Annotated in this window: 24 protein-coding genes; 15 read left to right on the top strand and 9 right to left on the bottom strand. The window is 67.1% G+C overall.

Going from position 1 to position 21173, the window contains the following annotated elements; translation table 11 throughout:
• Both ACV095_RS05755 and ACV095_RS05750 read right to left on the bottom strand, forming a co-directional pair.
• A complete protein-coding gene (locus tag ACV095_RS05755; RefSeq protein ID WP_018769115.1) occupies positions 1–690 on the bottom strand; it encodes a LuxR C-terminal-related transcriptional regulator in 690 nt (229 codons plus the stop codon).
• Positions 687–2054: an ATP-binding protein gene (locus tag ACV095_RS05750; protein WP_478223095.1), complete on the bottom strand. Its 1368-nt coding sequence runs from the start codon at positions 2052–2054 to the stop codon at positions 687–689. The genes ACV095_RS05755 and ACV095_RS05750 overlap by 4 nt, the downstream gene beginning before the upstream one ends.
• Positions 2055–2179: 125 nt before the next feature.
• On the opposite strand from ACV095_RS05750, the gene ACV095_RS05745 reads away from it, so the two are divergent.
• The 5 genes from ACV095_RS05745 (at position 2180) to ACV095_RS05725 (ending at position 6408) form a co-directional block, all read left to right on the top strand.
• Complete coding sequence (locus ACV095_RS05745; protein ID WP_478223094.1) at positions 2180–3880, top strand: PspC domain-containing protein; 1701 nt, start codon at positions 2180–2182, stop codon at positions 3878–3880.
• Position 3881: 1 nt separating this feature from the next.
• The gene (locus tag ACV095_RS05740; protein WP_018769112.1) at positions 3882–4139 is read left to right on the top strand and encodes a hypothetical protein; all 258 of its coding nucleotides are present in this window, start codon (positions 3882–3884) and stop codon (positions 4137–4139) included.
• A gap of 3 nt (positions 4140–4142) precedes the next feature.
• Positions 4143–4400 (top strand): PspC domain-containing protein, encoded by a 258-nt coding sequence (locus ACV095_RS05735; RefSeq protein ID WP_018769111.1) that lies wholly within the window; start codon positions 4143–4145, stop codon positions 4398–4400.
• A gap of 238 nt (positions 4401–4638) precedes the next feature.
• Positions 4639–5664: an ATP-dependent 6-phosphofructokinase gene (locus ACV095_RS05730; protein ID WP_018769110.1), complete on the top strand. Its 1026-nt coding sequence runs from the start codon at positions 4639–4641 to the stop codon at positions 5662–5664.
• A gap of 27 nt (positions 5665–5691) precedes the next feature.
• Positions 5692–6408, top strand: a complete 717-nt coding sequence (locus ACV095_RS05725) for a GNAT family N-acetyltransferase (protein WP_134163695.1) — start codon at positions 5692–5694, stop codon at positions 6406–6408.
• Here ACV095_RS05725 and ACV095_RS05720 read toward each other — a convergent pair.
• From ACV095_RS05720 to ACV095_RS05695, 6 genes are all read right to left on the bottom strand, one after another.
• A complete protein-coding gene (locus tag ACV095_RS05720; protein WP_018769108.1) occupies positions 6370–7893 on the bottom strand; it encodes a DHA2 family efflux MFS transporter permease subunit in 1524 nt (507 codons plus the stop codon). The genes ACV095_RS05725 and ACV095_RS05720 overlap by 39 nt on opposite strands.
• A gap of 51 nt (positions 7894–7944) precedes the next feature.
• A complete protein-coding gene (locus ACV095_RS05715; protein ID WP_018769107.1) occupies positions 7945–8376 on the bottom strand; it encodes an ankyrin repeat domain-containing protein in 432 nt (143 codons plus the stop codon).
• Positions 8376–9458, bottom strand: coding sequence for a CAF17-like 4Fe-4S cluster assembly/insertion protein YgfZ (ygfZ, locus tag ACV095_RS05710; RefSeq protein ID WP_478223093.1), 1083 nt, complete (start codon positions 9456–9458; stop codon positions 8376–8378). Before ygfZ ends, ACV095_RS05715 begins: the two co-directional genes overlap by 1 nt.
• A gap of 22 nt (positions 9459–9480) precedes the next feature.
• The gene (locus ACV095_RS05705; RefSeq protein ID WP_478223092.1) at positions 9481–10215 is read right to left on the bottom strand and encodes a flavodoxin family protein; all 735 of its coding nucleotides are present in this window, start codon (positions 10213–10215) and stop codon (positions 9481–9483) included.
• A gap of 16 nt (positions 10216–10231) precedes the next feature.
• The gene (locus ACV095_RS05700) at positions 10232–10840 is read right to left on the bottom strand and encodes a nitrobindin family protein (protein WP_018769104.1); all 609 of its coding nucleotides are present in this window, start codon (positions 10838–10840) and stop codon (positions 10232–10234) included.
• Positions 10841–11013: 173 nt separating this feature from the next.
• Complete coding sequence (locus ACV095_RS05695; protein WP_043424912.1) at positions 11014–11781, bottom strand: hypothetical protein; 768 nt, start codon at positions 11779–11781, stop codon at positions 11014–11016.
• Positions 11782–12120: 339 nt separating this feature from the next.
• Between ACV095_RS05695 and ACV095_RS05690 the strand changes: the two genes are divergently transcribed.
• From ACV095_RS05690 to ACV095_RS05645, 10 genes are all read left to right on the top strand, one after another.
• Positions 12121–12819, top strand: coding sequence for a winged helix-turn-helix transcriptional regulator (locus tag ACV095_RS05690; protein WP_478223091.1), 699 nt, complete (start codon positions 12121–12123; stop codon positions 12817–12819).
• A gap of 34 nt (positions 12820–12853) precedes the next feature.
• On the top strand, positions 12854–13822 hold the full coding sequence (gene mshD / locus ACV095_RS05685; protein ID WP_018769101.1) for a mycothiol synthase: 969 nt from the start codon (positions 12854–12856) through the stop codon (positions 13820–13822).
• A 131-nt stretch (positions 13823–13953) separates the two neighbouring features.
• The gene (locus tag ACV095_RS05680; protein WP_018769100.1) at positions 13954–16203 is read left to right on the top strand and encodes an RNA degradosome polyphosphate kinase; all 2250 of its coding nucleotides are present in this window, start codon (positions 13954–13956) and stop codon (positions 16201–16203) included.
• A 9-nt stretch (positions 16204–16212) separates the two neighbouring features.
• Entirely contained in the window at positions 16213–17181 is a 969-nt protein-coding gene (locus ACV095_RS05675; protein WP_134163692.1) for an NUDIX hydrolase, read from the top strand.
• 20 nt (positions 17182–17201) lie between these two features.
• Entirely contained in the window at positions 17202–18005 is an 804-nt protein-coding gene (locus tag ACV095_RS05670) for a thymidylate synthase (RefSeq protein ID WP_268001744.1), read from the top strand.
• A complete protein-coding gene (locus ACV095_RS05665; protein WP_018769097.1) occupies positions 18002–18586 on the top strand; it encodes a dihydrofolate reductase in 585 nt (194 codons plus the stop codon). The genes ACV095_RS05670 and ACV095_RS05665 overlap by 4 nt, the downstream gene beginning before the upstream one ends.
• 4 nt (positions 18587–18590) lie before the next feature.
• Complete coding sequence (locus tag ACV095_RS05660; protein ID WP_018769096.1) at positions 18591–18809, top strand: NF038396 family protein; 219 nt, start codon at positions 18591–18593, stop codon at positions 18807–18809.
• Between the two features lie 91 nt (positions 18810–18900).
• Positions 18901–19227, top strand: coding sequence for a WXG100 family type VII secretion target (locus ACV095_RS05655; RefSeq protein ID WP_268001745.1), 327 nt, complete (start codon positions 18901–18903; stop codon positions 19225–19227).
• A gap of 40 nt (positions 19228–19267) precedes the next feature.
• Positions 19268–19672: a VOC family protein gene (locus ACV095_RS05650; RefSeq protein ID WP_018769094.1), complete on the top strand. Its 405-nt coding sequence runs from the start codon at positions 19268–19270 to the stop codon at positions 19670–19672.
• A complete protein-coding gene (locus tag ACV095_RS05645) occupies positions 19669–19953 on the top strand; it encodes a winged helix-turn-helix transcriptional regulator (RefSeq protein ID WP_018769093.1) in 285 nt (94 codons plus the stop codon). Before ACV095_RS05650 ends, ACV095_RS05645 begins: the two co-directional genes overlap by 4 nt.
• 266 nt (positions 19954–20219) lie before the next feature.
• Here the strand turns inward: ACV095_RS05645 and ACV095_RS05640 are convergent, their stop codons facing one another.
• A complete protein-coding gene (locus ACV095_RS05640; RefSeq protein WP_478223090.1) occupies positions 20220–21143 on the bottom strand; it encodes a phosphotransferase family protein in 924 nt (307 codons plus the stop codon).
• Between the last annotated feature and the right edge of the window lie 30 nt (positions 21144–21173).

Here is a 21173-nt window from a genome sequence, read left to right as displayed (position 1 = left end):
CTAGAGGAGGCGGCGCTCGGCTGCCCACTTGGTCAGTTCGTGGCGGCTTGAGAGCTGGAGCTTGCGCAGCACGGCTGACACGTGGGTCTCCACCGTCTTGATGCTGATGAAGAGCTCCTTGGCCACCTCCTTGTAGCTGTAGCCGCGGGCGATGAGGCGCATGACCTCAAGTTCCCGGGCGGAGAGCTTGTCCAGCTCGTCATCGGCAATATCCGCAGGAGCGGTGCCGAAGGCGTCCAGGACGAACCCGGCAAGGCGTGGGGAGAAGACCGCGTCGCCGCCGGCCACCCGGAACACGGCGTCGGTGATCTCGGCACCGGAGATGGTCTTGGTGACGTATCCGCGGGCACCGGCGCGGATGACGGCCACCACGTCCTCCGCAGCGTCGGAGACGCTCAATGCCAGGAAACGGGTGGTGGACAGGAGCGCGGCGGAGCCGGCGATGACTTCCCGGCCGCCGCCGCCCAGTCCTCCGGGCAGGTGGACATCGAGAAGAACGACGTCGGGCCGCTGCTGGGCGATCACGGCAATGGCCTGTTCAACGGTGGCGGCCTCCCCCACCACCTGGATGCCGGCGTCGAGGTCAGCTTTCAGCCCGGACCGGAAGATGGCGTGATCGTCCACGATGACCACCCTCACGGAGTTTGCCGGCCGGGCGCTTCCGGTACTTGTCCCCTGGGTCGTGTTCATGATTTTCCTTCCGCGTGTTCTGCTGCAGCCGGCAGCCTCAGGCGGACCTCGGTACCATCCCCCGTGCTGAGGATGGCCGCCGAGCCGCCATGCCGTTTCATCCTGCCGATGATCGATTCCCTGATACCGAGGCGGTCCGCCGGGACGTCCCCCAGCTGGAAACCGGGTCCCCTGTCCTTGATGAAGATCTCAGCCTGCCCGTCCGATGCCTCAAGGTAGACCGAGACGGTTCCGCCGCCGTGCCGCGAGGCGTTGAGCATGGCCTCCCGGCTTGCCTGGACCATTGCTTCGTGCGCCTCGGTCATGGCGGCGTCACCCACGGTGACCACCTCCACGGCGTTGCCAAGCAGGTCCTCCACCTCCGCCGCAACAGCCTTGATCCGGTCTGAAAGCTGACCGCTTTCACGGCCGGGGTCCTGGAACAGCCAGCCGCGCAGCTCGCGTTCCTGGGCACGGGCCAGGCGGACCACGTCATGCTCGTTGCCGGCGCGCCGCTGGATCAGGGCCAGTGTCTGCAGCACGGAATCGTGGAGGTGGGCAGCGATCTCCGCCCGTTCCGTCTCCCGGATCCGGCCGGCTCGTTCCGATTCCAGGTCCCGCCAGAACTTCAGCGCCCACGGCAACAGGACCAGCACCACGCCGCCCAGGACGGCCACGGACGCCAACAGCGCCAGCCAGGTCTGTTCCCAGGAGCCCGAGCCGGAAACCATCACCAGGACCCCTGCCACCACCAGCGCCAGTCCTGCAGCGAGCCTGCCCCACCCGCCGGCCTGGTCCGCTTTGGTCTTGTCCACCAGCCCTGCGCGGCGCGTCTCATCCAGCTGCATCCAGGCGATCGACGCGCCGCCCAGCACAGCTGCAGCCGGGATCAGCGTCCCCAGGGACACGTCCACGCCCAGCATCTGGGCAATCATGATGCCGGCCACCAGCAGGAGCCCGCAGCCCAGCAGGATTTCCTTGCCGTACCGCATCCCGCGCGCCCGGAACCAAGGGGGCTCTCCGGAGGCTCCCGCTCCGGCCGGAACGGGCCCATCGGCACCTGCTGGTGCTCCGCCGTCGGACGCCGTCTCCTGCGCCGGCTGGGCCTGCTGCTGCTGGCCCGGTCCCAGCTGGCTGACGGCGGGAGCAATGGGCGACGCCGGCCGGCGGGCGTTGCGGCGCGCGGCCTCATCCGCGGTGGGCACCATGATCCAGAGCCATGCGTAGAAGACCAGGCCGGCCCCGCCGGCGAAGGAGGCGAGGACCATGCCCAGCCGGACATTCTTGACCGGCCAGCCCAGGTGCGCGGCGAGGCCGGAGCAGACGCCGGCGATGACACGGTCGCTGCTCCGTGCCAGGGGCGGGCGCACCGGGAGGGTTGTCATGGATCAATCCAAACACGGATCAGGGTTGCCCGGACTGTATCCGGCCGCTTACCGGGGACAGCTCAGGGGCCGTTCAGGGTATCCCCCAGTAGAGCGGCGACGGGCCCGGACGGGAGGATCAAGGTATGAACTCGCAGACCCCCTCCCCTGACGACGAACACCCTGCCGGGGCCATCCCCGGATCCGACAGCGAGCGGCCCACGGAGCCGCTGCCGTCCTCCCCTGCAACGCCTCCGGAGCCTGAGGTTGGCCCGGGTGCCGGTCCCGCGGCCGGCCCGTCAGGTGGTCTTGGCGCCGGTCCCTCAGCTGATCCGGGTGCCGGACCGGGCCCTGATCCCGCTGATAACACCCAGGGCTATGCCTACCGCAGCAGCCCCACCGCCCCAACTCCTTCCACCGACTTCTTCGGCTGGATCCGCAGCAACGGCATTTACCGGGGCAACGACCGTTGGGTCGGCGGCGTCTGCAGCGGAATCGCCCACCGGCTGAACGTGGACCCGATCATCATCCGCGGCGCCTTCATTGTCCTCACTCTCCTGGCCGGCATTGGCGTGTTCTTCTATGGCTTGGCATGGGCGTTCCTGCCGGAACCGGACGGCCGGATCCACGTCCAGGAAGCCGGCGCCGGACGCTGGTCCAGTGGCATGACGGGCTCCCTGATTGCCACGGTCCTGGGTCTCACCGGCCTGGGCGGAGGCTTCTGGGGCTGGAGCCATAACGGCCTCAGCGGACTGCTCTGGACCGTCTTCTGGGTGGCCGGCGCAATCTATTTGGTCTACTACCTTTCCCAGCGCAACAAGTCCCACCCCACCATGGCCGGCCACACGCCGGCAGCCCCCGGCGCGGGCCACCCGGCCGGACGCCCGGGCGCGGACTACACCTCGTCGTTCTCCGCAGGCACGCCCTCCGGGCCGGCGCCCGGCTTCCCGGCGGCGCCCCGGTACAGCGGCGGCCCCACCAGCTCAGCGTCCACCGGTATCTATGGCCCGGGCGGACACGGCACTCCTATCGGAACCGGTGTTCCCGTCGGAGGCACCTCCGCCGGCCCAAACGGCTCCGGTTCAGGCAGCACAGGCCCAGGCGGGCCGGGCACAGGCGGGCCGGGCAGCGGCGGGCCGGGCCCAGGCGGGCCGGGCAGCGGCGTTCCCGGTGGAAGCAGCTACCCCGCACCGTGGGTGCCCCCGCAACCGCCAAAGCCCCGACCGTCCGGCCCCGGCGCTCCCGCCGTCGCCATCGCCACGGGCTCGGCCCTGGTGGTGGGCGGTGGCCTCAAGGCGCTGGATGCCGCAAACATCATCGACCTGGGCGGCTCCGCCAACGCCATCGTGTGGGCCAGCGCGGCAGCAGTGCTAGGCCTGGGCATCCTGGTGGCGGGTTTCCGCGGCCGCACCTCCGGCGTCCTGAGCCTCTTTGCCGTAATCGCCCTGGTTACCGGCGGCATCTACAACACGCTGGACGACGGCCGGATGCGTTTCCAGCAGGTGGACTGGAACCCGGCAAGCATTGAGGAGGCACGCGGCGGCATCGACATCACCGCCGGGCGGGGCACCGTGGACCTCACGGGCCTGTCACCCACCGCCCCCCTGACGTCCGACGTCGTGGTTCCCCTGGACATCACCGCCAGCAACGTGACCGTGGTGATCCCGCAGAACCTGCCCGTCGACATCAAGGCGGACATGACCATGGGAAACCTTAACGAGGCCACCGGCCAGCGCGGCGGCACCACCACCCGCGAAAGCAGCTACAACGCGGACAAGCCCGGCAACCACCTGGTGGTGCGGATCGACGGCACGTTCAGCAACGTCACAATCCAGGAAGGCAACTGACATGGACAGCAGCAACATTCCGACGACGGCGGGCCAAGACCCCGCCGGACCGGCACCGGCGAGGGTGGGGACGGTGGTGTGGGGACTGATCGTCCTGGCGCTGGCCGCACTCATCATCGTGGCGCAGCTGGGCATCGTGACACTCAATGGCACCTACGTCCTGATCGGCCTCATGATCGGCGCAGGTGTGGCCCTGGTGGCCGGCGGCCTGCTCTCAGCCCGCAAACGTGACAACGCATCAACTACAGGGAAGTCTTGAACCATGGATAAGTTCTTCAGCATTGTCAGGGGCCTTGGCCTGCAGCGCGGCCCACAGCGGTGGCTCGGCGGAGTGCTGGGCGGCATCGCGGCCAAGCTCAACGTCGACGTCGCCTACGTCCGCATCGCATTCCTGCTGTTCTGCCTGCTCCCCGGACCTGCCGTGATCTTCTACCTCCTGGCCTGGGTGATCCTCCCGGACCAGCGCAACGAGATCCTGCTCCAGACGTTCCTGGACCGCCGGTCGCTCAACCGGCCCTGACCAGCCAAGTCGCCGGCGCCGGACACACTGGCGCCGGCACCATAAATCGGCCACGACCACGGCCCCTGCTTTCGCGGACACTCCCCGACAGCAGGGGCCTTTCCTGTCCCGGCACTGCCCGGCCCGGGCACCCCCATGTAACCGGTTTGTGTCGTACCCCACACACCCCATTACACTTCTAGGTGAGCTCAGCGTGGCGCTCTGCCTGTAAACCTTCTCTCCAGGATTTGAGCCGAACATGAAAATTGGAATCCTCACCAGCGGTGGCGACTGCCCCGGACTGAACGCCGTGATCCGAGGCGCCGTGCTTAAGGGCATCGCCGTCCACGGCCAGGAATTCGTCGGATTCCGCGATGGATGGCGGGGTGTGGTGGAGGGGGACATCATCGACATCCCCCGCACCATGGTCCGCGGCATCGCCAAGCAGGGCGGCACCATCCTTGGCACTTCCCGCACCAACCCGTTCGAAAACGGCGGCGGCCCCGAGGCCATCAAGGCCCACATGGACCGGCTGGGCATCGACGCCATCATCGCCATCGGTGGTGAGGGAACACTCGCCGCCGCCAAGCGCCTGACCGACGCCGGACTCAAGATCGTCGGCGTCCCCAAGACCGTTGACAACGACCTTGACGCCACCGACTACACCTTCGGGTTCGACACTGCCGTGCAGATCGCCACCGAAGCCATCGACCGGCTCCGCACCACCGGCGAATCCCACCACCGCTGCATGATCGCCGAAGTGATGGGCCGGCACGTGGGCTGGATCGCCCTGCACGCCGGCATGGCCGCAGGCGCGCACGCCATCCTGATCCCGGAGCAGAAGGTCAGCATCGAGCAGATCACCGAATGGGTCAAGGAAGCCCATCATCGTGGCCGCGCGCCCCTGGTGGTGGTGGCCGAAGGCTTCGTACCCGAACACATGGAAAGCCCGCACTCCGAGCGCGGCCTGGACACCTTCGGCCGTCCCCGGCTGGGCGGCATCGCGGACCAGCTCGCCCCCGAACTGGAGGCACGCACCGGCATTGAAACCCGCGCCACCATCCTGGGCCACATCCAGCGCGGCGGCGTCCCGTCGGCCTTCGACCGGGTCCTGGCCACCCGGCTTGGCATGGCTGCCATCGATTCCGTGGTGGAAGGCTACTGGGGCACCATGGTGGCGCTCAAGGGCACCGACATCCGGCACGTTGCCTTCGAAGAGGCCCTGGGCCAGCTGAAGACCGTCCCGCAAAACCGCTACGACGAAGCCGCGGTCCTGTTCGGCTAAGTCAGTGGGCCGCCCTAGGCTGGGACCATGACACTCGATCCCGGCTCAGCGGCCATCATCCAGCTGGCGTGGGCACGCCGGCTGGGCCTTGACGACGACGCGTTCGGGGACGCCCTGGTCTCCGGGGCAAGGATCGTCCGGGCGGACGAATCGGCCCGGACCGTCGAGTTCGTCCGGTTGTTTGGCAGTTCCGCGCTGGTGGGCCCGCAGAGCGTCATCGAAGCCGCAACGGACATTCCGGACGAGGAGATGGCCCAGCACGTCACGCTGCTGAAACTGACCAGGGACCGGGGCGGCCATGGGCTCGGCGCTGCCGCCCTGTTCTTCGCCGACGACCTGCCGCTGCAGCAGCCCTCCGGGGAACTCACGGTCTCGCACGGGAACCCGGAGGCCATTGAACTGGAGGGCCGCTGCCCGCCGGACGACGTCAACGAAGTGGGGCTCTCCGACCTCGAAAACCGCTACACCATCGTGCATGAGCAGGACGGCAGGCGCGTGCCCCTGGCCTGCGGTGCGTACGGCGAATGGGAGGGCCTGCTGGCCAACATGGGCGTACTGGTGGACCCGGAATGGCGGCGGCGCGGCCTGGGCTCGCTGGCCGCGTCCATCGCGGCGCACGAGGCCCTCGCCGCCGGGCTGACGCTGCAGTGGCGTGCGGACGTCAGCAACACCGGCTGCCTGGCACTGGCCAGGCAGCTTGGCCTCTCAGCCGGCGGAATCCAGACCAGCGTCCACCTTCGCTGACGCCTGGTCCTGGCCCTGCGTCCCCCAGCCCTGGACCGGCTGCGGCTTGGCGAAGAACAGTGCCACCGCCGCCCCCACCAGGATCACTCCGGCGGGCAGCAGGATGGACTGGCCCATCGCGGTCGAGAATCCGGCGTGCAGGAACCCGGGCAGCGAGCCACCCATTGCCAGTCCTTCCCCGGCGGACCCGCCCGGCCCTCCCGAGGGAAGCTCGGCGGCCAGCCGCGACTGGATCAACACAGCGATGGCCGCACTGCCCAGCACCGCGCCGATCTGGCGGGTGGTGTTGTACACGCCCGAACCGGCACCCGCCTGGCGCGGCGGCAGGTTCCTGGTGGCAGTGGTGCTCAGCGGGGCCCAAATGCCGGCGTTGGCGAAGCCCAGGACGGCGCTGGGCAGCAGGAACATCAGGATGGGCGTATCCGGCTGCATCAGGACCGAGTTCCACAGCAGCGCCACCGCCATGAGCACCAGCCCGGTGGCCGTGATGAACTTCGGGTTCACGCGGTCCACCAGCTTGCCCACCACGGGTGCAAGCCCGCCGGAGATCAGTGCCATGGGCACCATCATGAGGGCGGACTGTGTGGGGGTTAGGCCCCGGACCAGCTGGTAGTAGAAGATCAGCGGCAGGCTGAAGGCGGTCACCGTGAAGCCGACGGTGGTGATCCCGATGTTGGCCAGCGAGAAGTTGCGGTCCCGGAACAGCGCCAGCGGCAGCAGCGGCTCGCCCTTGTTGAACCGCTGCCACAGGACGAAGACAGCCAGCACCACGATGCCGGCGATTATCAGGCCCCACACGCTGATGGGCCCGGTGATGGTGCCCCAGTTGTAGGTTTCGCCCTCCTGGATCCCGAACACCAGAAGGAACAGCCCGACGGCGCTCAGCAGGACGCCGGGAATATCGAAGCGGTGCGGATGGGTGCTCAGGGCCGGGACGTTGCGCAGCGCCAGGATGAAGCCCACGACGCCGATGGGCACGTTGATGAAGAAGATCCACTCCCAGCCCAGGCCGTCCACCAGGACGCCGCCAAGGATGGGCCCGACGAGCGTCGCCATGCCCGCTGTTGCGCCCCAGACCGCCATGGCTGAGCCGCGGCGGTCCGGCGGGAAGATCCGGGTGATCACGGCCATGGTCTGGGGCGTCATCATCGCGGCGCCAAGGCCCTGGAGGACACGGGCGGCGATCAGGATCCGGACGTCGCCTGAGAGGCCGCACCACAGCGAGGCGAGGGTGAAGACCACCAGGCCGGAGAGGTAGAGCTTCTTGGGCCCGAACCTGTCGCCCAGCCTGCCGGTGATGAGCAGCGGGACGGCGTAGGCCAGCAGGTAGGCGCTGGTCACCCAGATGACCGAGTTGATGTCGGCGTCCAGCCCCTCCATGATGCGGGGGTTGGCCACGGACACGATGGTGGTGTCGATCAGGATCATGAAGAACCCGATCACCAGGGACCACAGTGCCGGCCAGGGCTTTGCTACGTTTTCCACTCGGTCATCCTTCAGGAGTTTTTGTTGGTGCCGGGCGGAACCCGGGCAGAGCTAGCCCAGCAGGTCCAGGATCTCCGTGCGGGCAAACATTTGCGCCGCGGCGCGTGCCGAGGGCGCACCGGCGTCCGGATCCGCTCCGGCGTCAAGCAGGACCCGGGCCACGTCCGTGTAGCCCTTGAATACGGCGCCTGCGAGCGGGGTCTGGCCCCGGTCGTTGGCGGCGTTGGCGTCGGCGCCGTGTTGCAGGAGCAGCCCAACGGTGCCGGCGTGGCCGTGGTAGGCGGCCAGCATGAGCAGGGAGTCACCGGCGGAGTTGGTCATGGTCGCGGGAACCCCGGCGTCCAGGTAGGCACCCAGCAGGGCGTCGCTCCCCTCACGCGCAGCCTCGAAGAGCGCCTGCGCCAAAGCCAGCGCGTCGTCGTCGTGCCCTTCCGCTGCCGTCGTCCCAACGCCGGCAGGCGTGGTCCCGGTGTGCTCGGTCATCAGCGTGGCCCCCTCAGGAATCCGGTCTGGCGCCCCACCACCTGGCCGGCATCGGGGGCAACAATGATTTCCTGGACGGCGGCATACGGCTCATCGCCGTCCAGGACGGTCAGTATCTCATCCGCGGCCACGGAACGTTTTATGACTGCCAGGGCCACAGGACCCATCTCGTAGTGCTGCGCCACGGAGGTGACGGTCCCGACTTTCCGGTCCCCTGCCATGACCGGGCTGCCGGCGGCGGGGAGGGTGTGCTGCGAGCCGTCCAGCTGCAGGAAGACCAGCCGGCGGGGCGGGTGGCCCAGGTTGTGGACGCGGGCGATGGTCTCCTGGCCCTTGTAGCAACCCTTGGCCAGGTGCACCGCGGTGCGCAGCAGGTCAAGCTCGTGCGGGATGGTCTTGTCATCCGTCTCGGCACCGATCCGGGGGCGCCAGGCGGCGACCCGCAGGGCTTCCGCGGCGAGGACACCGGCCAGAGACCGCCCCGCAACGGCCTCTTCCAGTTCGGCGGCCGGGATGAGGTACTCGAACCAGGGGCGCTCCAGCCCCGGATGGTTCTCCTCCGACACGGTGGCATAGGAGTATCCGCCGGCGGATACGTGCGGCCACGGGTCCTGCCAGGCGAGGCGGCCGGACCACTCCGGGACGGCCCGGGTGCTGCCCACGACTGCCCAGTCGGACGAGACGTCGGCGATTTCCACCCGCAGCATGAACTTCATCCGGTTGAGGTACTCCGCCAGCGGCGCTGCCTCGGCGGCCTCAACGATCAGCCACGTGGTCCCGCCGTCGTCGACAACCCGGGCGTCAAAGTCGATGCGGCCCTGGACGCTGAGGAGCAGCAGCTCGCTGGACTCCCCCGGCTTCAGCGCGGTCACCTGCTGGGAGGACAGGGTATTAAGCCAGCTCAGCCGGTCCGGGCCGGTGACGGTGACCACGCCGCGGTGGGAAAGGTCGACGACGGCGGTTCCGGCAGCGAGCGCGCGCTGCTCGCGCAGCGGCTCGCCGTAGTGGGCGGCGACTCCGGCGTCAGGGCCGCCGGCCTCGACGGCGCCGGGGCGCGACAACAAGGGGCTGGGCGTAGTCATATGAAGTAGAAGTCCTTGGAGGCTAACGGTATTCCGGATTTTCGAAATCGAAATGGGTACCGGCGTTCCATTCGTTGGGCAGGTTGCCGTAGGCCGGGTAGCCAGCCGCATCCTTCAGCATCTTTGCCAGGTGCAGGAGGTTCCAGGTCATGAAGGTGGTGTTGCGGTTGGTGAAGTCGCTCTCCGGGCCGCCGGAGCCTTCATCCAGGTAGCTTGGGCCCGGACCAACCGGCCCGATCCAGCCCGCGTCGGCCTGCGGCGGGATGCTGAAGCCGATGTGCTGAAGACTGTAGAGGATGTTCATGGAACAGTGCTTGATGCCGTCCTCGTTGCCGGTGATCAGGCAGCCGCCCACCTTTGGATAGAAGGCCCACTGGCCCCTGTCATTGAGCTGGCCGGAGTGGGCGTAGAGGCGCTCGATAAGTTTCTTGGTCTGCGACGAGTTGTCACCGAGCCAGATGGGGCCCGCCACCACCACGATGTCAGCTTCCTGGACAGCGGGATAGAGATCCGGCCACTCGTCCGTGGCCCACCCGTACTGGGTCATGTCCGGGTAGACACCGCTGGCGATGTCGTGGTCCACGGTACGGATCACCCTGGTGCTGACACCCTGCTTTTCCATGATGCGGCGGCTGATGGCAATCAGCCCGTCCGTGTTGGATGTCTGCGGCGACTTCTTCAGGGTGCCGTTGAAGAAGACGGCCTTGAGGTCGCCGTAGCCGCTGGGCTTTCGTGCTTGATCCGTGCCGTCTTCCATGAGGTTTCTTTCCTGTTCAGGAGACTCTATGCAGGAACGCGGAGGCGTGGGCTTCAAGGCCCTTGCCGGTTTCGCCGCCTGTCGCCACGTCCCACCGCCACAGGAGGTTGCCATCCACCAGGCCAAAGATCCGGGTGGCCGCACTGTACTCCTTGGAGTGGCTGCCACGCATCACCATGTCGGTGGTCAACTGGATCTGCGGGCCCTTGATCTGGCCGTAGTACAGCTCGGTGATGCCGCCTGGGTGGGCGATGGACACCGAGATGTCGAAGCCGCCGTCCTTGTTGCGCAGCGCCTCCACCTCATCGGCACTCTTCAACACCGGGACGATGTCGGCAGGCACCAGGCCCGGGCCGCCGTCGGCATCCAGCTGCTTGCGTTCAAGCGCCCAGAAGCCGGTCTCAACGGTGAGCGGCCGCAGGCGCGTGCCCTCGTCGTCGGTCAACCAGCTCTCGGCCCGGTACTGCAGGTACGGCAGGCCGTTGTGGGTGAAGGAGACGTGCTGCAGGAAGTGTTCCGAATCCTCGTCGCCGCTGCCCAGCCGGCCGCGGCCCTCCCACTCGCCAATGAGCCACGAAAGGGGGACGAGTTCAGGGGTCAGATCTGTAGGAATCTCAATGGGCATTTGTACTACCTCGAGATACGGCCGGCTCCGGAAGAGGGGTGGCTACTTCTGGCCCTTGAAGAGGCGGTAGACCACGAATCCGGCGAACCAGGCCATGGACAGGCTCGCGATGCCGAGCAGGACAAGGAAGAAGATTTCAAAAGCAAGTACGGACATGGTGCCATCCTAACCCGTTAGTAGATGAGTAGTTTGTCTATGAAGTAAGCGAGGGATCCCACCGCTGAGACGGGGGCCAGGCCCATGCTCAGTGCGGCCGCAAAATTCAGCGGGGCGCCGCGGAGCGTGGCCAGTCTGCGGAAGCTTGCCAGGACCGCGCCCACCACCACGCCGAAGACCGCGGCCGGCAGGACGGCGATGTCCGACAGGACCAGTCCGGCGAGCGGCCCGGCCAGGCCCGCCAGGACAATGCCCAGCGGAGCAATGATGCTGTCCGGCCAGCGGATAAGGCCGGCCAGCAGGGCCACCGCGGCACTGATTGCCGCTACCAGCAGCATTTCGCGGACGCCGTTGAACCGCGCTCCGGCAACCCAGCCGGCGCCGAGGCAGGACAGCAGGACACCGGCGCAGCAGCCCAGTGTGGACTCCAGCCGCTGGGCCTGTCCCGTACCGCGGACCAACTGCACCACAAACACCGCCATCATTCCCAGCGCCACGAAGGCCGGTGTCCAGTCCAGGTAGCCCGGGGCCGGCGCCACGCCGGCCGCCACGGCAGCGCCTGCGCCCGGCAGGGCGATGACGGCGGCAAGGGTCTTCTTGGCGGGGATGCGGAGGAAATGCGGCCACCCGATCCCCACAGCGGCGGCGATGGCGACACCGACGGCGACGAGTGCTTCAGGCGAGGCATAGACCCCGGCGATGATGGCGGCCAGGCCGGCGATGCCGACAACGCCGATGGTCCAGGAACCCAGCGAACGCACGGGTGCCTGCAGGTCCGCCGTCATGCAGGGCCCGGCCTGTGCTTCGTCGGTGCACTCACTGCGCTGTTTTCCCATCCTGGCGTTGGCCGGAAGGCTGGTCCGCCCTCTCATGGCAGGGCTGGTCCGCCCTGCTTCAATCCTGCCTTATGTGAAGGGCATATGTCGCAAAACGCTCCCGTCCGCGGCCTGGATCTGTGGCCTGGAGGAGGCCGCCGGGTATACTCAAGGTTCAGCTACGCTCCCTGCTGAGGTAGCTGGCCGGCGGCGTGCTGACGGCCCAGAGCCTCGTGCAGGAAGCCAGTACCGGCCGGTGAGAATCCGGTTCAGTCGCCCAATGATGCGCGGACGGCCCTTGGAGGAACAATGTCGCACATCCTGTTACTGACCAACAGCACCGGTTCTTCGGTGGACATCCTGCCTGCCCTCGAATTGCTGAACCACAGGGTCCACATCCTCCCGGCCGAGCCCACGGCCCTCCTTGAGACAGACCCCTGCGACGTCGTCCTGCTGGATGCCCGCAAGGACCTGGTGGGCGCCCGTTCACTCACGCAGCTCCTGAAAGCCACCGGGCTGAGCGCTCCCCTGGTCCTGATCCTCACAGAAGGCGGCATGGCCGCCGTTTCCTCCGCGTGGGCCGTTGACGACATCGTCCTCGATTCCGCCGGACCCGCCGAAGTGGAGGCGCGTATCCGGCTGTCCGTTGCCCGGGCAGTCCCCGAGCAGGAAGACGCTCCGAGTGAGATCCGCGCCGCCGGCGTCATCATCGACGAGGCAAGCTACACGGCACGCGTCAACGGCGCCCCGCTGAACCTGACGTTCAAGGAGTTCGAGCTCCTGAAATACCTGGCCCAGCATCCAGGCCGCGTGTTCACCCGGCAGCAGCTCCTCACCGAAGTCTGGGGCTACGACTACTACGGCGGCACCCGCACCGTGGACGTCCACGTCCGGCGCCTCCGGGCAAAGCTCGGCGCGGACCACGAGAACCTGATCAGCACGGTCAGGAACGTCGGCTACCGCCTCACCCTCGTCCGGCAGCAGGAAGACGAACTCACCGAGGCCTAAGCCCCGGCGCGCCATTGACGTATAGCCTTGGCTCATGACTCCAGCGCATCCGCAGAAGTGGCCCGTCCATGTCGTCCGGGGCGGAGTTGACCAGCAACTCCTGAAGGACTGCCGCGACCTCCTGGCCGCGGCTGAGGAATCGGATGGAAACCCTTCCATCTCCGAGCAGACCCTGGTGACCATGCGCGCCGGGGACTCCGCGGAGCACACCCTGCTGACGCTGGCCCTGTATGCACCCGACGAGGACTCCGATCCGGCGACCGGACAGGACCTGGCGGGCTTCGCCGTCGTGGTTGAGGAGCCGGACGGCCACGGCATCCTGGAGATCGCCGTCCACCCCTCCTACCGGAACCAGGGCGTAGCGGACCGCCTGGTGGGGGCCCTCAAGGAGGTCCGGGGCTTTGGCGGGCTGAACGCCTGGTCCCACGGCAACCACGAGGCAGCTGCCGACCTTGCTGCGCGGTACGGCTATGCGCCGGTGCGTGAGTTGTGGAAGATGCGGATGACGACGGCGGGCGCGGAGCTTCCCGACGCCGGCCTCCCGGACGGGGTGGCCATCCGCACCTTCGTGCCGGGCAAGGATGAGGACGCCTGGCTGGCCGCCAACAGGGCCGCCTTCGCCCACCATCCGGAACAGGGGAACCTCACCCGGGCGGACCTCGAGGCGCGCATGGCGGAGGACTGGTTCGATCCGGCCGGGTTCTTCCTGGCGGAGGACCGGGCCGGCCGCCTTCTGGGCTACCACTGGACCAAAGTCCACCCCCGGCACGGCTCGCACCCAGCCATCGGCGAGGTGTACGTGGTGGGCGTGACACCCGAAGCCCAGGGCATGGGCCTGGGCAAGGCATTGACCATCGCCGGCATCAGGCACCTCCGCGACTCCGGGCTGAACGGGGTCATGCTCTATGTGGACGCCGACAATGCCGCGGCCGTTGCCCTCTACCGGCGGCTCGGCTTTACGCGCTGGGACATGGACGTCATGTATGGCCCGGCGGCGGGGTAGGCAGGACCAGCCGGAAGAATCCCCCGCCCGCGTGAAACAGGGGCCGTGGCGTGGGTGAATGCTTGTAAGGTTGAAAGGGAACCGCGCGGGGCGGAAGCGCCGGCACCAACGCGCCAGCTAAAGGAGAAGCCATGAACCCGGAACCCTCCGGAACAGCTACGTCCCAGGATGTTGCGGCGCCTGTACGGGCACGCTTCGGCTCCTCCGAGGTACCGGCCTCCAGGGCCACCCAGGACCGCATTGACATCCCTGAATTCGCGCCGAACCTGCAGCCGGAAGGCGACATCCGGCCTGACCGGTTCCTGGACCGCGAGCTGAGCTGGCTCGCGTTCAATTCGCGGGTCCTGGAACTGGCCGAGGACCCCACCCTGCATCTGCTGGAACGCGTCAGCTTCCTCTCCATTTTCGCGTCGAACCTGGACGAGTTCTTCATGGTCCGCGTGGCTGGCCTCAAGCGCCGTATCGCCACGGGACTCGCCGTCCCCTCCCCCGCCGGCCTGAGCCCCGTCGAGGTGCTGGAGCGGATCAGCGAGGAAGCCCACCGGCTCCAGGCACGGCACGCCCAGGTGTTCGCTGACCAGATCCGCCCGGCCCTGGCCTACGAGCACATCCACCTCATGCACTGGGACGAACTGGACGACGCCGCCAAGCAGCAGCTGAGCGTGATGTTTGCGGAAAAAGTCTTCCCCATCCTCACCCCGCTGGCCGTTGACCCTGCCCACCCCTTCCCTTACATTTCGGGCCTGTCACTGAACCTGGCCGTGGTGGTCCGGAACCCTGTCAGCGACAAGGAGCTCTTCGCCCGCCTGAAGGTGCCGGACCAGTTGCCCCGCCTGATCTCCATCGACGGCCCCCGCGCCGGCGCGGTGCCCGGGCGGGTGGCCCGGTTCATTGCGCTGGAGGAAGTCATCGCCGTCCACCTGGACAAGTTGTTCCCGGGCATGGAGGTGCTGGAACACCACACCTTCCGGGTCACCCGCAACGAGGACCTGGAGGTGGAGGAGGACGACGCCGAAAACCTCCTGCAGGCCCTGGAGAAGGAACTCCTGCGCCGCCGCTTCGGCCCGCCCGTCCGGCTGGAGGTGGCCAACGACATCAACCCCAACATCAGGGCCCTGCTGATCCGCGAGCTGGGCGTGGAGGAATCCGAGGTCTACTCGGTGCCGGCTCCGCTGGACCTTCGCGGCCTGTCCGTCATCGCCGGAATCGACCGCGCTGACCTGCATTACCCCAAGCACGTGCCGCACACGTCCCGGTACCTGAATGAGTCCGAGACCTCCAAGGCGGCGAACGTCTTTGCCGCCATGCGCCGCCGCGACATCCTGCTGCACCACCCGTACGATTCGTTCTCAACTTCGGTGCAGGCGTTCCTGGAACAGGCCGCGGCGGATCCCAAGGTGCAGGCCATCAAGCAGACCCTGTACCGCACCTCCGGCGACTCCCCCATCGTTGACGCGCTGATTGATGCCGCCGAGGCCGGCAAGCAGGTCCTGGCCCTGGTGGAGATCAAGGCGCGCTTCGATGAGCAGGCCAACATCTCCTGGGCCCGCAAACTGGAGCAGGCCGGCGTGCATGTGGTGTACGGGATCGTGGGCCTGAAGACGCACTGCAAGCTGTCGCTGGTGGTCCGCCAGGAAGTGGACGGGCTCCGCCGCTACTGCCACATCGGCACCGGCAACTACCACCCGCGGACCGCCCGCTACTACGAGGACCTGGGCCTGCTGACGGCGAACGAACAGGTGGGCGAGGACCTGTCCAAGCTGTTCAACCAGCTTTCCGGCTACGCACCGAAATCGACCTTCAAACGGCTCCTGGTGGCACCCCGTTCCGTCCGGTCGGGACTTATCGACCGGATCGAGACCGAGATCCGCAACGCCAGGGCCGGCGTGCCGGGACATGTGCAGATCAAGGTGAACTCCATGGTCGATGAGGCCATCATCGATTCCCTCTACCGCGCCTCGCAGGCGGGGGTCAAGGTGGATGTGGTGGTCCGCGGCATCTGCTCGCTGCGCCCCGGCGTTCCCGGGCTGAGCGACAACATCACTGTCCGGTCCATCCTGGGCCGGTTCCTGGAGCACTCCCGGGTGTTCGCTTTCGCCAACGGCGGGGATCCCGTGGTGTACATCGGTTCGGCCGACATGATGCACCGCAACCTGGACCGCAGGGTGGAGGCGCTGGTCCAGCTGGCCAGCGCGGACGACATCGCCTATGTCCTGGACCTCATGAAGCGCTACATGGCGCCGGAAACATCCAGCTGGCACCTGGACAACGAGGGCCGCTGGAACCGGCACCACCTGTCCGAGGACGGGAAGCCGCTTGAGGATGTCCAGTCCTGGTTGTTGGCGTCCCGGCCGCGTCAACGCAGCCTGAGCCGGCGATAGGCAGCCGCGTTGTCGAGCGATGCACTCGTAGCCGACCAGACTGACCACCCGGGGGAACCCGTAGCCGTGACCGCTGCGGGCGCCATCCCGTGGCGGGTCAACAAGGACCTCCTGGAAGTCGCGCTGATCCACCGCCCGCGCTATGACGACTGGTCCTGGCCCAAGGGAAAGATCGACAACGGCGAGACCATTCCCGAATGCGCCGTCCGTGAGGTGTGGGAGGAGATCGGCCTCCGCGCGCCCCTGGGCATACCGCTGCCGCCTATCCACTACCACGTGGCGTCGGGCCTCAAGAAGGTCTACTACTGGGCGGTCAAAGTCAACGGCAACACCCTGGTTCCGGACGGCAAGGAGGTGGACAGCGTCATGTGGTGCGCCCCAGAAAAGGCGGCCGGCCTGCTGTCCAACCCTTCCGACGTCGCGCCTCTTGAACACCTGCGGGACGCGCACGAAGCGGGCACCCTGGACACGTGGCCCCTGCTGGTGCTCCGGCACGCCAAAGCCAAGCCGCGCTCATCCTGGAGCAAGGCAGAGGGCGAGCGTCCGCTTGCGGCCACAGGCAACCGCCAGGCACAGGCCGTCGGCCGGCTCCTGGATGTGTGGAAGCCCATGCGGGTGGTCACCAGCCCATGGCTGCGCTGCGTGGCAACCGTGGCCCCCTACGCGCGGGCGGCGGGGGCGAAAGTGAAGCTGGCGGAAGGCCTGACCGAACACAAGCACCAGCGCAGTCCCAAGAAGACCGCGGCCGTCATCGAATCCCTTTTCGATAAGCAGCGGCCCGTGGTTGTCTGCACGCACCGGCCGGCACTGCCCACCGTCCTCAAGCAGGTGGCCACCCATACGCCGGCACCCTTGGCGAAGCTCCTGCCCGGCCGCGAGCCCTACTTGTCCCCCGGCGAGGTGGTGGTGTGCCACGTGGCCAACGGCGGAAAGAAACGGGTCGTGGCGGTGGAGCAGTTCAAGCCCTTCGACGACTAGGCAGCCAGTAGACTTGGGGCGTGAGCATCCCTACTCCCTATGAAGACCTCCTGCGCGATGTCCTGGCCTCCGGCACCCATAAGTCGGACCGCACGGGAACCGGAACCACCAGCGTTTTCGGCCGCCAGATGCGCTTTGACCTGGCCAAGAGCTTCCCGCTGATCACCACCAAGCGGGTCCACTTCAAGTCCGTTGCCGTTGAACTCCTGTGGTTCCTGCGCGGTGAAACCAACATCAAGTGGATGCAGGACCAGGGCGTCACCATCTGGAACGAATGGGCGGACCAGGACGGCGACCTGGGCCCGGTCTATGGTGTGCAGTGGCGCAGCTGGCCCACACCGGACGGCGGGCACATCGACCAGATCGCCGAACTAATCGAGAACCTCAAGTCCAACCCGGACTCCCGGCGGCACCTTGTTTCCGCCTGGAATGTCTCCGAACTCAACGACATGGCGCTGCCGCCCTGCCACGCGTTCTTCCAGTTCTACGTGGCCAACGGCAAGCTCTCCTGCCAGCTCTACCAGCGGTCGGCGGACATGTTCCTGGGCGTCCCGTTCAACATCGCCTCCTATGCACTGCTCACCTGCATGGTGGCCCAGCAGGTGGGACTTGAGCCCGGCGAATTCGTCTGGACCGGCGGCGACGTGCACATCTACGAGAACCACATGGACCAGGTCCTCAAGCAGCTGGAACGCGAGCCGTACGAATACCCGCGGTTGAAGATCGCCCGCAAGCCGGCCTCGATCTTCGATTACACGCTGGAGGACTTTGAGGTGGTGGGCTACAAGCACCACCCCACGATCAAGGCACCGATCGCCGTATGAGCACCGAAAACTTCACCGATCCCCAGTCCTTCACGGAGGAGCTCGCCGCCTCCATCACCGGCGTCGGCCTGGTCTGGGCTCAGACGTCCGACGGCGTCATCGGCAAGGACGGGGACATGCCCTGGCACCTGCCCGAGGACCTGAAGCACTTCACCCGCCTCACCACCGGGCACCCGGTCATCATGGGCCGCAAGACCTGGCTGTCCTTCCCGGACAAGTACCGCCCCCTGCCCGGCCGCACGAACATCGTCATCACCCGGCAGAAAAGCTGGGCCAGTACGCCTGAGGCGGAGGGCGCCGTCGTGGTTCCCTCGCTGGATGACGCGCTCCTTGAGTCGCAGTTTGTCGACGGCGGCGAAACGGTCTGGATCCTGGGCGGCGGCGATGTTTTCCGCCAGTCCACGGACCTCGCCAACGTTGCCGTGGTCACCACCATCGACATGAAGGCCGACGGCGACACGTTCGCTCCCGAGCTTGGTCCCAGTTGGGTGGCGTCCGCCTCCGTCCCGCCGGACGGCTGGCTGACAGCCGCCAACGGCACGCGCTACCGATTCACCAAATGGTCACGGACCGAGGGCTAGGAACATGCTGAAGAAACCCGAAACCCTGTTTGTCCTGGGCTACATGCTGCTGCCCCTGCTGGCGCTCCTGTCCGCGATCGTCGGCCTGACCATGATCCTGGGCGGCAACAAGATCGCCGGTGCAATCGTGCTGGTTGTCGTCACCCAAGCCTTCGCCTTCGGCGCGTTCTTCGCGCTGCGGGCACGGAAGGCTGCCGTGCTGGAGGAGTCGGACCGGGGTTAGTGCATACTGCCGTGCATGGGCAGGACAACCCAACGCGGCCGTAGTGATCCTGCCTTAGGCTGGGGCCTGCAGCGCGCTGAACTGCTGCGGGATGAAAATTGGGGGAATCCTGGTGGCAGGGACTTTGTGGGGTGCCGACGTCGATCCACTGCGCACCCTCGCGCAGCACTTCAGCAAAACCGCGGACCTGCTGCAGCAGCAATCGACACAGCTGGGCAGCCAGATCAACAACATTCCGGCGTGGAAAGGCGCGGACTGGCTCACTGATCCCGAAGCCAACCTCATGGTTATCAAGCAGCACCTTGGCAGCAACCTAGAGGGCGGCGTCACTCTTCGCCCGCCGCGAGGATCCCACCGTACAGACCCTTTCCGTGAAGAATGGCGGCGACGGATCATGGACCACTATCTCCACACATAGAGGCTTGACGATGTACTTGCATTTTGCAAGTATGAGCCGCATGAGCCTTTTCATCACCTGCCCGGTTGAGAGCGTCGAGCGCGCAACCGCCTTCTACACCGCCTTGGGCTGGACCCTTAACGCCGAGATGTCCGATCACAACGTGTCATGTTTCCAGATTGCGCCCGAGCAGTACGTCATGCTCGGAAGCCGCGAGATGTACGCAAGCGTCGGCGGCGCCGAGGAGCTGGTCGGCGGACCCGACACTCCTTCGAAGATCACGGTCTCATTCGACCTCGGCAGCCGCGAGGCGGTCGACGAGCTCACCGAACGCGCCGGCGCAGCCGGCGGGCGGATCGGTGACACCGACGACTACCCCTTCATGTACCAGCGCCAGTTCGACGACCCCGACGGCTACCACTACTCGCCGTTTTGGATGAAGCCGGACACCGACGCGACCGAGTGAGCGACCTCGCCGCGGCCCTCGACGTCGTCGGAGCACGGTGGGCCCTGCTCATCGTAGAGCGGCTGCTCGACGGGCCACAGCGCTACGGCGATCTGCAGCGCGACCTCGGAGTGCCGACCAACATTCTCGCGACCCGCCTGCGCGAGCTTGAGGCCGCCCGCGTACTGTCCCGTCTGCCCCTCCGGCACAACACCCGGGCCTATGCGCTGACCGACCGGGGGCTCGCCTTGCGCGAGGCGATCGTCGCGCTGGCACGCTGGGGCGGCGAGGAAGTGGTTTAGGTGTGGCGAGGAATCGCGATGCGCTCCACAAGCTCGGTTATGCCAGGGTTGTGAGTTGCAGCGGGAGCCCTGAAAGCGGTCCCGGCACAGCGGCGAGAAGGCGATGCCTCTGGTTGTCTGCCGTGAAGATCTTCATCCGCGAAAAAAGAAGTGGCGTCGGCGCCGCTCACTTCATTGACTTGGTGCTGCCCGCAAGGGGCCGGTGGCACCGAGCGGAATCCGGAGCGCGCCTTACGCCGCGTACCACGGACCGACGCAGGTTGCTGTCAAACGAGCAGCGCCTCGAGCTCCGGAAGTCGGCCGAACAGGTCGGGGAGGCCGCGCACCCCGTTGCGCACAGCCTCGTGCGACAGCGGGAGGTCAGGGCCGGTGCCCGCCTCGACACCGGCGAGGCACCGGAGGATGTTCCACCTTGTGTGCCCCAGCCAGCCGCCGATCATCAATACAAACCAGCTTGGACCTGAAGGCGGCAGGGTTCCGTCCCCCGCGACATAGCCCTCGAGAACCGAGCGGAAAATGCTGGGCTTGATGTCGTCGAAACCACACCCCTTCGCGATGCTCAGCGCGGTCGAGCCGAGCTCACCGGACAGGTCGAGCATGCCGGAGAGCTCCCAGTCGAGCACCACCGGCCGACGCTCTCTAGTGAGCAGGTTCCATGGTTGGATGTCCCCGTGGGTCAGTACGACGGGGCCTGGCCGTTCGCAGGTGTCGACGAAGCGGGCAATCTCGAGGAACGTCTCGACGTGAGAAGCGAGCTCGTCGGCCCACGGTTGTCCGGTCGCCGCCGCCCGCGCTGCGAGTTCGGGCCAGTCCCGTGGCACCGGGTCCTCGACCGGCACCTGCGACCATGGGATGTCGAGTGCATGGATGCGCGCGAGGATCTCACCGATCTCAAACGCGAACTCCGCCGACACCGGCGCTTCGGGCAGCTTCTCGCCTTCGACCCATCGGTGAACGAGTGTATGGTGGCTGGCCGAGATCGGCTCTGGCATCGGAATGCCGGCAGCGAACGCAGCCCGCTCAAACCTGAACACATCCTCGACGCGATAGGTCCAGCGGCGGTCGACGAGGTTCAACTCCTTCACCGCGAACGACCCCTGGTCAGTGTCGAGTCGGTACACCCGGTTGGCGAACCCGCCGTGGACGCGAATCATCGGCCCGATCGGCGCGCCGAGATGCGAAAGGTTCACCCACTGATTCTAGGAGCTGGCAGTTCCTTG

The sequence above is a fragment of the Arthrobacter sp. JDC6 genome (genome assembly GCF_056484025.1).
Note: the sequence above shows the minus strand (reverse complement) of the source record. Positions and strands in the feature narration are given on the sequence as shown.

Bases quoted from the DNA above. Each gene is read 5' to 3' on its own strand.
- ACV095_RS05755 (WP_018769115.1), bottom strand. From the start codon at position 690: ATGAACACGACCCAGGGGACAAGTACCGGAAGCGCCCGGCCGGCAAAC.
- ACV095_RS05750 (WP_478223095.1), bottom strand. From the start codon at position 2,054: ATGACAACCCTCCCGGTGCGCCCGCCCCTGGCACGGAGCAGCGACCGT.
- ACV095_RS05745 (WP_478223094.1), top strand. From the start codon at position 2,180: ATGAACTCGCAGACCCCCTCCCCTGACGACGAACACCCTGCCGGGGCC.
- ACV095_RS05740 (WP_018769112.1), top strand. From the start codon at position 3,882: ATGGACAGCAGCAACATTCCGACGACGGCGGGCCAAGACCCCGCCGGA.
- ACV095_RS05735 (WP_018769111.1), top strand. From the start codon at position 4,143: ATGGATAAGTTCTTCAGCATTGTCAGGGGCCTTGGCCTGCAGCGCGGC.
- ACV095_RS05730 (WP_018769110.1), top strand. From the start codon at position 4,639: ATGAAAATTGGAATCCTCACCAGCGGTGGCGACTGCCCCGGACTGAAC.
- ACV095_RS05725 (WP_134163695.1), top strand. From the start codon at position 5,692: ATGACACTCGATCCCGGCTCAGCGGCCATCATCCAGCTGGCGTGGGCA.
- ACV095_RS05715 (WP_018769107.1), bottom strand. From the start codon at position 8,376: ATGACCGAGCACACCGGGACCACGCCTGCCGGCGTTGGGACGACGGCA.
- ygfZ (WP_478223093.1), bottom strand. From the start codon at position 9,458: ATGACTACGCCCAGCCCCTTGTTGTCGCGCCCCGGCGCCGTCGAGGCC.
- ACV095_RS05705 (WP_478223092.1), bottom strand. From the start codon at position 10,215: ATGGAAGACGGCACGGATCAAGCACGAAAGCCCAGCGGCTACGGCGAC.
- ACV095_RS05700 (WP_018769104.1), bottom strand. From the start codon at position 10,840: ATGCCCATTGAGATTCCTACAGATCTGACCCCTGAACTCGTCCCCCTT.
- ACV095_RS05695 (WP_043424912.1), bottom strand. From the start codon at position 11,781: ATGACGGCGGACCTGCAGGCACCCGTGCGTTCGCTGGGTTCCTGGACC.
- ACV095_RS05690 (WP_478223091.1), top strand. From the start codon at position 12,121: ATGTCGCACATCCTGTTACTGACCAACAGCACCGGTTCTTCGGTGGAC.
- mshD (WP_018769101.1), top strand. From the start codon at position 12,854: ATGACTCCAGCGCATCCGCAGAAGTGGCCCGTCCATGTCGTCCGGGGC.
- ACV095_RS05680 (WP_018769100.1), top strand. From the start codon at position 13,954: ATGAACCCGGAACCCTCCGGAACAGCTACGTCCCAGGATGTTGCGGCG.
- ACV095_RS05665 (WP_018769097.1), top strand. From the start codon at position 18,002: ATGAGCACCGAAAACTTCACCGATCCCCAGTCCTTCACGGAGGAGCTC.
- ACV095_RS05660 (WP_018769096.1), top strand. From the start codon at position 18,591: ATGCTGAAGAAACCCGAAACCCTGTTTGTCCTGGGCTACATGCTGCTG.
- ACV095_RS05655 (WP_268001745.1), top strand. From the start codon at position 18,901: ATGAAAATTGGGGGAATCCTGGTGGCAGGGACTTTGTGGGGTGCCGAC.
- ACV095_RS05650 (WP_018769094.1), top strand. From the start codon at position 19,268: ATGAGCCTTTTCATCACCTGCCCGGTTGAGAGCGTCGAGCGCGCAACC.